Here is an 8649-nt window from a genome sequence, read left to right as displayed (position 1 = left end):
CACACATGCCGCACTCGGCGTTGCCGCTTGACATGTCCTTGGAAGAGACTTCCTCGTTGACGTAATCGCACTTGGGGCACCTGAATGAAAAGTTCAGGTCGAAATCTTCCAGCTCTACAGTCTCTGCCATAGGTAAGGTTCGGGAAAATGGACTATTTAAGAATTGGCACCGCGGCGTAAGGAATAAACGTGCATCGCAGCTTGTAGATGGAAATGGCCAAGCCGTGCATCTTTTGCTCGATACTTGAAGGCAAGCTGCCAAGCGCCCAGGTCTACAAGGATCCAGATTTTCTCGTAATCATGGACAAGTACCCGATAAACAGGGGCCACGTCCTCGTCATCCCGACAAAGCACTATGACACGCTTTTGCAGATGCCGCCGGCCGAAGTCGGCAAGCTCTACGCCATGGTGCCCGGCGTGGCCAAGGGAGTCGTATCGGCGGTCGGGGCGGATGGCTTTAACGTCGGCCAGAACAACGGCATTGCGGCAAACCAGATAGTGCCTCACGTCCACGTCCATGTGGTGCCCCGGTTCATCGACGACAGCCCTGACGGCAAGTGGCCGGCCCGGCAGGTGGCACAGCACGACCAGCTGTCAAGCCTGGCGCTAAAGATACGCCAGAAAATCACAGTTCCTTCAAAATAGAGTCCATCTCGCCCTTGCCAAGGCCGGCTCCAAGGCGCGACTCGCGCCTTGCTACCATCTGGCCGTTCCGAAAGGCGGCAAGCGTCGGGACTGCCTTTATGTCAAACCTGTCCCATAGCGGGCTCTCGTCTTCGTTTACCTTTACCGCGTAATGCACGTACGGCGACTTTGCACCGTCGAATATTGATTCAAACCTGCGGCAGAATGGGCACCAGTCGGCGGTAAACATCACAAGCGCCTTTTCGCCAGACGCAAGCACTGACTCTAGCTCTTGCAATGCAAGTCCTTTCAATTCTTTTGCGCAGCCTCAGCCTTGGAATCGTCAAATACCTTGACGTCTACCTGCTTTTTCATCCGTTTCTTGTAGTCGTCCATGTATTGTTCTGCCTCCTTGAGCGTGTCGAACCGGGCCTCGCCGCGGAAGGAGCCATTCTTGTCAATCAGGCTCACGGTGCCCCACATCCCGTTCTTGCCCATTTTTTTTACTGAAAACATCCAGCTGCTAAGGTTGGCTGTCGCACCTATTTAAGAGAAAGGGAACTTTGTTAAGGTCCGGCACTGAGGCTCGGCACCACCATATTGATAAACAAGCCCGGCATTAGTATGGCGGGTTTGAGCTCGGGGAATTCAGAAGCCAGGTTTACGATAAACGTCAAGGAAGGGATTGTTGAACTCGAAGGCAAGGAGAGCTTTGTCGACAAGCACCTTGAAAAGTTTGAAGAGATATTCAAGATGGCAGTCAAGGAGGCCATCACAAGCAAGATGGGCACAGTCGCGCTGCAGGCGCAGCCGGCGCAAGCCGCCCTGCCGCAACAGGTTGAGGATGTGGCAATGGAGCAGCCCGCGCAAAAGCAGGCAGCCAAGCAGGCGCCGCGGCCATCGCCCACGCTGCCGCCTATACCAGTCGACTTGAAGGCAGGCGAGGGCAAGCCGGGCCTGCGCGAGTTTTACGCAGAGAAAAAGCCTGCGAACCACTATGAAAAGGCCGCCGTGTTTGCCTACTACCTCGTGAAATTCAACAAGCAGGGAGAGGTAAAGTACGGAGAGGTGCTGTCGTGCTATGAAGAAGTCGACGAGAAAAAGCCAAGCGTCACGGATATCGTAAAGAACTCGATACGCTACAAGGGCTGGCTGGAGCAGGGCTCTGACAAATTTGCGTGCAAGCTCACGATTTCAGGCGAGAATTTTGTAAAGTACGACCTGCCCAGAAAGGCCGAGTCTGCCTAGGCGCGCCACCAGTCAAAGCCTACGTACTCTATCTTTTTTTCGGCCATCTTTGGTATCGCAAGTATGAACTGCTTTTTCACAGTCGTCGCAAGCCTGCCGGCAAGCACGATGCCGGTTGCAGTCATCTCGTCAGTCGCCCTGAACACCTGCACCAGGTACGGCGCGTGGTCGATGCCGGGGCCCCGCTCATAGACTGCAAAGTCGCACCCGAATTTTATCCCCGGCGACACGATGTAGCCCTTTTCCCGCAGGTCCTGGAACACCAGGTACTTGGCATCAAAGTCGACGTGCTGCTTTTTGCACAGCTTTTTTATCTCGCCCAGCGGGACTGACTTGCCGTCTGACTGCGATATCTTTAGCCTGCCCTTCTCGACGAGGTAGCAGCCCTCCATCAAGTCAAGCACGAGCGGCGCGTCGAATTCGACGCCCTTGGGCTTGGGCACGCCAATCGGCTTGCCGTAATAGCCAGAGCCGTACAATTTGCGCGAATCGTCGATGCTCCACACCACTATCCTGTTGCCGAAGAGCCTGCCGCCTACTGGCATGCAGCAGCAAAATTGCCGGCAGGATATTAACCCTTGGCTAAAAGCGGCGCAGCGCCTTTGGCTTTAGCATCTCGGGGTGCGATTTCAGGCTCTTGACAAGGCTGAGGATCTTTCCCCTGTCCTCAGGCAGGGTGCCCTTTATCGAATAGACGTTGGATGCGTGGTTTGCCCTAAAGACGACAGGCGTCTTTGGGCGCAAGTCCTGAACCAGTCTCTCCAGCTCGTCAAGCACTTCGACGTCTTCAATAAATTCAAAGGGCTCGCCGTATTTTGTCATGAACTCCTCGTTGAGGCTCTCATCCAGGTGCAACGTAAGGGCGCCGACATAATCCGGCGCGACTTCGCTCAGCACTCTGGCCGTGTCGGCGATGTGCTCCTTGCTGTATTTCTTGCCGCCAAGGCCTAGGATTATCATGCATGAGAGGACATAGCCGTGCTTTCTCGCCCTGGCGCACGCCTGAATTATAGACTTGCCGGTGGCGCCCTTTGTCACTTTTTTCAGCACAACGTCGTTTCCGCTTTCAATCCCGACGTAAAACATGTGGAGGCCTGCAGTGCGTAGATCCTTCAGCTCGTCGTCCGTCTTTTGAAGCAGGTTCTTGGGCATCGCGTAGCAAGAGATGCGCTCAATGCCTGCAAATTTTTGGTACAGGTATTGCAGTATCTGCACCAGCCGGTCCTTGGACAGGTTGAGCGCGTCGCCGTCTGCAAGAAATATCCGGGCAGTATCAGGGTAGATCTTTGCCATCAGGTCTATCTCTGCCTTTATCTCGTCCCACGGGCGCTCAGAATATTCCTTTGTCCTGTACATGTCGCAGAACGAGCACTTGTTGAAAGAGCAGCCCAGAGTCACCTGGAATATCATCGAGTTGGCCTCTGACGGCGGCCTCCAGAGAGGGTAGTCGTAGGCTAGCTCCATCTGCAAGTTGTATGCGCCTTAACAATTATAACTTTGCGGGTCGGTTCGTCGCGAGATCTTCATCGCTTTTGACTCAGTCTGGAGCAGCGAAACTCACCTCATCCCCATCTTAGAACTTGCTGCCAGCGGTATTAACCTTTGCAAGCCTCCTCTTCAGCCGCTTCATGCTCGACGACATGTCGACAGTCGCCATCGGCGGGTCAGAGAGCGCGATTGCGGCAAGGACGCCGGTCGCCTCCTGCAGACTGGACCGGACTATAATCACCCCGTCCCCAGGCTTTGTCAGGCGGAGCGACGCCCTTGCAGACGCGATGGTCCCAAAGAGATCCTTGTGGCGCCTTTCAATTACGGCAAACGCGTCAGCAGGCAATCCCTGATGCATCACGGAAATGTAGCGCCTCTTTTCGCGCCTCTTGAGCGTCATATCCTTACCCTCCGGGCAAGGCGCGATTCCAGCCAGCCGTTCATCTCGTTCCAGTGCTCGCACGGGTCAATGCCGGACGTTTCCAGTATCGCGTCAAGGCACTGGCCGGACACCATAGAGTGCAGCGAGTCGGCGCCGCTTGACAGAATGAACTGGCAGCCCGACGAACGGCAATAGCTGTACAGTTCGCGCACGTCTGAAAACCACCTGCCGGCGTCCATCTTTCTTGCAGGCGCGACTGCCATTTCAAGGCCGACGCCCGGCATGATCTTTTTCTTTAGCCTCTCCTTTATCCTGCCAATATCCTTGACGGCAAGCACGTCTATCCTTGGCATGTCCTCGACGCTCTCTGAAACAACAAGGTACTGGTAATTTACAGCCCTGCCGGGGCTCTGCCGCAGCCGGTGTATGACCTGCCTGTTCTGCAAGTCGCCCCCCGCCATCCCGACCCTGTCGATTGCGAGCATCTCGGCGGCTGGCAGGACGTCAAAATTGCCTGCATTAATGCAGAGGTCTATTCTGTTGAAGAGAGGAGCCCCCTGTAGGTGTCAATGTTGCCTGAAGGCTTGTAGCGGCGGACCGGCTTGAACTTGAACCTCACCGAGTCGGCCTCTGCCAGCAACGCCTTGCCCTGGCAGAGCCTCTGCTTGTCGAGGCGGAGGTAGAGGTTTCCCCTCTCGTCCGAGTATTCATATATCCTGTCTGACAGATGCTGCCGGTCGGCCTGGTTCAAAAGCGAGAGTATGCGGGCCGCAAGGTCGCCTGCCTCCCGGCTGCTTGCCACCGTCGCCTTGAGGGAGACTATCCTGTTCCCAAAGTGGCCCTCGAAAGGCTCGCTTTGAAATTCTGCGGCGGGCAGCGCAAGCGTCTTTTCGACCGCGGCAAGCACCTTGCCAGAGTCTTCGGTGGCGTGGACGACCAGGTTCACTTCTGCTGAGGCAAAGCGCAGCTCTTCAGGCATATAATAAAAGAGAAAAGAGAGGGACTAAAAAGTTATTGCGCCGGCTCTGTCACGGTTGCGGCTGCAACCGGCTTGGCCTCTGTCGCCGCCCTTGATTCAGGCGTCGAGATAAGCTTGGTCTTTTTCACGCCGATGTGCCGAATCACGGTTATCTTTTTCACCTCAGACAGGATTGCCGCGCCTATGATGCTGTTTGTCTCCCTCGGCATGTCGGCTGACTTGCTGCCGGTGACTTCCTGGACAAACTGCTCGACTGTCATCTGCGGGATCCTTTCCGAAAGTATCCTGTGGATTATCAGGCGCATCTCGTGTTTTTTGGAGGCATTGACCCTCCTCTGCGTGAACGCAATGAGCGCGACCCTGAACGTATGGCCGTCCTGCGTGGTGTAGTCGTGCACGTGGTTGACCATGGAGCTTCCGCGGCGGATGAGGCTGCGGAGGAATTCCTTAGCGTACTCGTGGCCCTTGAAGCGCGTGCTTGCGCTTCCGTCGTTTATCTTGTCAATCTGGACGTAGATCTTTATCTGGTGCTGGTCCATGCTCTGGTCGGGGTTGCCCTTCATCATGTCGTGGAGTGTATTTTCAATGACCCTCCCCGTCGCCTGGGCGGCATCTGTTATTGGAACGTAATTAACTGATCCGGGCGGCTCAAATCCGGCCGGCTTGTTGACGACGACCCATTGCTTGTCGCGCCACTTGTCGCGGACCCTGCCTCCCTTCTTAGCTCCTTTAGCCATCGGAATTTACCCTTCCCCTCCAGAATATATATTGTGCGTCAAGCCTTGGGCTTGATTTCCTTCATCCCGCCCATGTAATCCTGCAGGACTTGTGGTACCTCGATGCCTGCAGGCGTCTGGTAGTTTTCAATTATGGCGACAAGCGTCCGCTGGACTGCCACGAGCGTGCTGTTGAGCGTATGCACTAATCTTGTATCCTCGTTGGTCCTGTCGCGGAACCTAATCGACAGCCGGCGAGCCTGGTAGTCAAGGCAGTTGGAGCACGACACTATCTCGCGGTAAGTGCCCTGGCCCGGCATCCACGCCTCGATGTCGTACGTCTTGGCAGATATCTTGCCGGTGTCACCCGACGACAGCAGCATGACTCGGTATGGTATGCCCAGTCTGTCGAGAAATTCCTGCGAGGTCGCTAGCAGGTGCTCGTGCTCCTGCCACGATTCTTCAGGCCGGCAGTAGACAAACTGCTCGACTTTGTCAAACTGGTGGACCCTAAAGATGCCTTTCATGTCCTTGCCGTGCGCACCGGCTTCCTTGCGAAAGCACGGGCTGACGCCGGCGTAGCGCATCGGCAGTTGTTTTCCGTCCAGTATTTCGTCCATATGCATCCCTGCCAGTGCGTGCTCTGACGTGCCTATCATGTAGAGGTCCTCGTTTTCGACCTTGTAAATTACGTCTTCAAAGTCGCCCAGTATCACCGCGCCTTCCATCGGCTCTTTGCGTATCATGTACGGAGGCTGGACGAGCGTGTAGCCCTTTTCCGTCAAAAAATCAAGCGCAAAATGCACGAGCGCAGTGTTCATGCGCACCAGGCTGTTTTTCAAGAAGTAAAACCGCGCGCCGGACACCTTGGCCGCCCGCTCAATGTCCATCAGGTCGAGCGCGGTGGCTATGTCGACATGGTCTCTTGGCTTTTCGATGCTGCGTATCGTGCCGGCAGTCCTTACCACGACGTTGTCGTGCTCGTCTCTGCCGTCCGGCACGGACTCGTCCAGCATGTTTGGCATGACCATTGCCAGTTTTTTAAAGCGCTCTCCGGCTGCCATTCTCTCCCGCTCGGCTTTGTCAAGGCCGGCGCTCACATGCTTCATTTCGGCAAGCTCGGCGGCAGCGTCCTGCTTTGCCTTTTTCTTTGTCGCTATTGCTTCGGACAGCTTGTTTTTCCTGTGCTTTAGCTCTTGCGACTCGACGATGAGCTCGCGCCGGCGCTTGTCTATTGCGACAAGTTCGTCTATCGGAAACTCTACGTTCCTGCGTTTTAGCATGGCCCGCACAATGTCCGGGTTTTCCTTCAGAGTCTTTGGGTCAAGCATTCAGGCCATCACTTTTTTGGCGACTGACAGGTGCTCAAGCACCTCGTCCAGCGTGTTGATGACGGTGGCCATCGGGACGCCCTTGCCTCTAATTTCCACAAAAACGCCCCTGCCTTTTGAAAACAATTGAAGCGACAAGCCTTTTGGCATGTTAACATTGTCGGGTATTAATGCCTTCACGGCCGCGCGCGCCTGCGCGCCGGACGCAAATGAAATGCTCGCGTCTACGGCGATGTCAAGCTGTCGCAAATTTTTCGTCATTTATCGCAGCCCTCAGGCACATGATAAAGTCGTCCAGCGCGGCCGACGGTATCCTGCAGCCGGCAGCCGCGGCGTGGCCGCCCCCCGTTCCTTTGGCAGACTCGGCACAATGCCGCATTATCAGCCCCAGGTTTGCCCGGGATGCAGAGCCGAGCCCTTTTCTTGACGAGAACTTGTAGGTGCCGTCCTCTGCGAGCGAGCGCACAAACACGAGCCGGCCGGCAAGGTTCTGCGAGCCTGCGAGCAATGATGACACCGCGCCCAGCATGTCGCCTGCTACAAGGCCGTCCCCGTTGACAAGCGCCACCTTGCCGTCATCAGAGACGCGCCACTTTTCGGCAAATATGGTGGAGATATAGTTTCGCAGGGCTGTCCGGTATTCGCCGCTTATCTCCTCGCCGGCAGTCAGCATGGCGTTCCTGTCGCCCATGCAGATGGCTATCCCGACGCCGGACCTGCCTATCCTGCCGCACGCGTTCAAGAGCGTCGCGAACTCTCTTGCGTCGCGCAGCTGGCTGCGCTTGTCCTCCCCTGCCAGCGTGTAGACGTTGCCGATGAGGTCGTCGATGACACCTGCAGAAGTCTTGCTCGACGTTACCACGAACTTGGCTATTGCCTCCAAAATTGCGCTCTTTTCCTCCTGCGAAAATTCCGCCGGCACGCGCCACCTGCCGCTGTCCTTTAATTTTATGTCGGCGTTTTTGAGTGCGGTGTAGCAGTTGTCGCGGTTCCACGTGAGCCCGTCAATGAACGGAAACGACGTGAACGCAAGTGCCTCGTGCAACGGTCTTGTTTCCCTGCCTGTCAACATGATGTCAAGGTCGACGCTGACGAGGCCCATCGACCTGGCGGTTTCAAGTATCTCCTTGTTGACACCAAGAAACGACTTTTTGTCACCCTGGTCCTGCCGGTCGCCCACCGCGGACACGACTGCAATGCACGAAAGGTCCCGGTTCTTGCGGTCCAGAGCGCTTGCCACCATGTAGGCCATGCCGCCTGCGGGGATCTCTACCCCGCCGTCTATGCCAAACTTCCACGCGTTCATCACCTGCCCTGCGTCGTCCGTGAGCATCTCTTCTTTTGGGATCTGATGATGGTCGATGACGACCCACTGGTCGCCAAGGGCCTTTCTAAATTGCGCCGCCATCCCGCCGCCGAGGTCAGTCACGACGTAAAAGTCATGGGCCTCGGCCTTCATGCGCTCGACGACCCCGGGGTTCATGTCAGACACGGTGCGCACGGAGCATTTGGCTCCCATGCGCGCAAGCGCGGTCGCCATGATGCTGCCAGAAGTTATGCCGTCGGCGTCCAGATGTGTTATAATGGAAATTTCGCTGCCGCTCTCTACCACGGAGCGTAATTTTTCACAAAAGGGCTTGAGCGCCTGGACAAGCTTTACGCCATCGCCCATGGCTGCTACTTACTCTAGCTGGGCGATGACTGCGGCGTATTTCCAGTTGGCTGCAATCTTGTTGTTGCGCTTGTAGTATTTTGCAAGCCTGTGGATCTTGGCCTCGACAAGCTCTAGCGAGCGGACGTTCCGGTGGTCGCTGTTGTGCGCCTTCAGGTGCTTTTGCAGGCCGACTGCCTTGTGGACCAGCCTTTCAAGGTCTTCAGGCA

Annotated in this window: 14 protein-coding genes; 2 read left to right on the top strand and 12 right to left on the bottom strand. The window is 56.1% G+C overall.

What is annotated here, in order from left to right; genetic code table 11:
- The first annotated feature begins 213 nt into the window (after positions 1 to 213).
- Positions 214 to 645 carry an HIT domain-containing protein gene (locus ACREAY_RS07355; RefSeq protein WP_431755120.1) on the top strand — a complete coding sequence of 144 codons (432 nt, stop codon included), beginning with the start codon at positions 214 to 216 and terminating at the stop codon, positions 643 to 645.
- Here the strand turns inward: ACREAY_RS07355 and ACREAY_RS07350 are convergent.
- Both ACREAY_RS07350 and ACREAY_RS07345 read right to left on the bottom strand, forming a co-directional pair.
- Positions 626 to 937, bottom strand: coding sequence for a thioredoxin family protein (locus tag ACREAY_RS07350; RefSeq protein ID WP_431755119.1), 312 nt, complete (start codon positions 935 to 937; stop codon positions 626 to 628). The genes ACREAY_RS07355 and ACREAY_RS07350 overlap by 20 nt on opposite strands.
- Positions 934 to 1140 carry a hypothetical protein gene (locus ACREAY_RS07345; RefSeq protein WP_431755118.1) on the bottom strand — a complete coding sequence of 69 codons (207 nt, stop codon included), beginning with the start codon at positions 1138 to 1140 and terminating at the stop codon, positions 934 to 936. Before ACREAY_RS07345 ends, ACREAY_RS07350 begins: the two co-directional genes overlap by 4 nt.
- Before the next feature lie 117 nt (positions 1141 to 1257).
- Between ACREAY_RS07345 and ACREAY_RS07340 the strand changes: the two genes are divergently transcribed.
- The gene (locus ACREAY_RS07340; protein ID WP_431755117.1) at positions 1258 to 1872 is read left to right on the top strand and encodes a hypothetical protein; all 615 of its coding nucleotides are present in this window, start codon (positions 1258 to 1260) and stop codon (positions 1870 to 1872) included.
- Here ACREAY_RS07340 and endA read toward each other — a convergent pair.
- From endA to ACREAY_RS07290, 10 genes are all read right to left on the bottom strand, one after another.
- Positions 1869 to 2417, bottom strand: a complete 549-nt coding sequence (endA, locus tag ACREAY_RS07335; RefSeq protein WP_431755116.1) for a tRNA-intron lyase — start codon at positions 2415 to 2417, stop codon at positions 1869 to 1871. The two genes, ACREAY_RS07340 and endA, sit on opposite strands and share 4 nt — an antisense overlap.
- Positions 2418 to 2454: 37 nt before the next feature.
- Positions 2455 to 3336, bottom strand: a complete 882-nt coding sequence (locus ACREAY_RS07330) for a radical SAM protein (protein ID WP_431755115.1) — start codon at positions 3334 to 3336, stop codon at positions 2455 to 2457.
- Positions 3337 to 3445: 109 nt separating this feature from the next.
- Positions 3446 to 3760: a hypothetical protein gene (locus tag ACREAY_RS07325; protein WP_431755114.1), complete on the bottom strand. Its 315-nt coding sequence runs from the start codon at positions 3758 to 3760 to the stop codon at positions 3446 to 3448.
- Positions 3757 to 4227 (bottom strand): hypothetical protein, encoded by a 471-nt coding sequence (locus ACREAY_RS07320; protein ID WP_431755113.1) that lies wholly within the window; start codon positions 4225 to 4227, stop codon positions 3757 to 3759. Before ACREAY_RS07320 ends, ACREAY_RS07325 begins: the two co-directional genes overlap by 4 nt.
- A gap of 47 nt (positions 4228 to 4274) precedes the next feature.
- Entirely contained in the window at positions 4275 to 4721 is a 447-nt protein-coding gene (locus ACREAY_RS07315; protein ID WP_431755112.1) for an RNA-binding domain-containing protein, read from the bottom strand.
- Positions 4722 to 4753: 32 nt separating this feature from the next.
- Complete coding sequence (locus ACREAY_RS07310) at positions 4754 to 5458, bottom strand: 30S ribosomal protein S3ae (RefSeq protein WP_431755111.1); 705 nt, start codon at positions 5456 to 5458, stop codon at positions 4754 to 4756.
- 38 nt (positions 5459 to 5496) lie between these two features.
- The gene (gene serS, locus ACREAY_RS07305; RefSeq protein ID WP_431755110.1) at positions 5497 to 6768 is read right to left on the bottom strand and encodes a serine--tRNA ligase; all 1272 of its coding nucleotides are present in this window, start codon (positions 6766 to 6768) and stop codon (positions 5497 to 5499) included.
- Positions 6769 to 7029 (bottom strand): KEOPS complex subunit Pcc1, encoded by a 261-nt coding sequence (locus ACREAY_RS07300; RefSeq protein WP_431755109.1) that lies wholly within the window; start codon positions 7027 to 7029, stop codon positions 6769 to 6771.
- Positions 7004 to 8440: a DHHA1 domain-containing protein gene (locus tag ACREAY_RS07295; RefSeq protein WP_431755108.1), complete on the bottom strand. Its 1437-nt coding sequence runs from the start codon at positions 8438 to 8440 to the stop codon at positions 7004 to 7006. Before ACREAY_RS07295 ends, ACREAY_RS07300 begins: the two co-directional genes overlap by 26 nt.
- Before the next feature lie 9 nt (positions 8441 to 8449).
- The coding region (locus ACREAY_RS07290; RefSeq protein WP_431755107.1) for a 30S ribosomal protein S15 at positions 8450 to 8649 on the bottom strand (200 nt) is incomplete at its 5' end.

Origin of the sequence: Nitrososphaera sp., assembly GCF_050748925.1 — an archaeon.
In the GTDB taxonomy this organism is placed as follows: domain Archaea; phylum Thermoproteota; class Nitrososphaeria; order Nitrososphaerales; family Nitrososphaeraceae; genus Nitrososphaera.
Note: the sequence above shows the minus strand (reverse complement) of the source record. Positions and strands in the feature narration are given on the sequence as shown.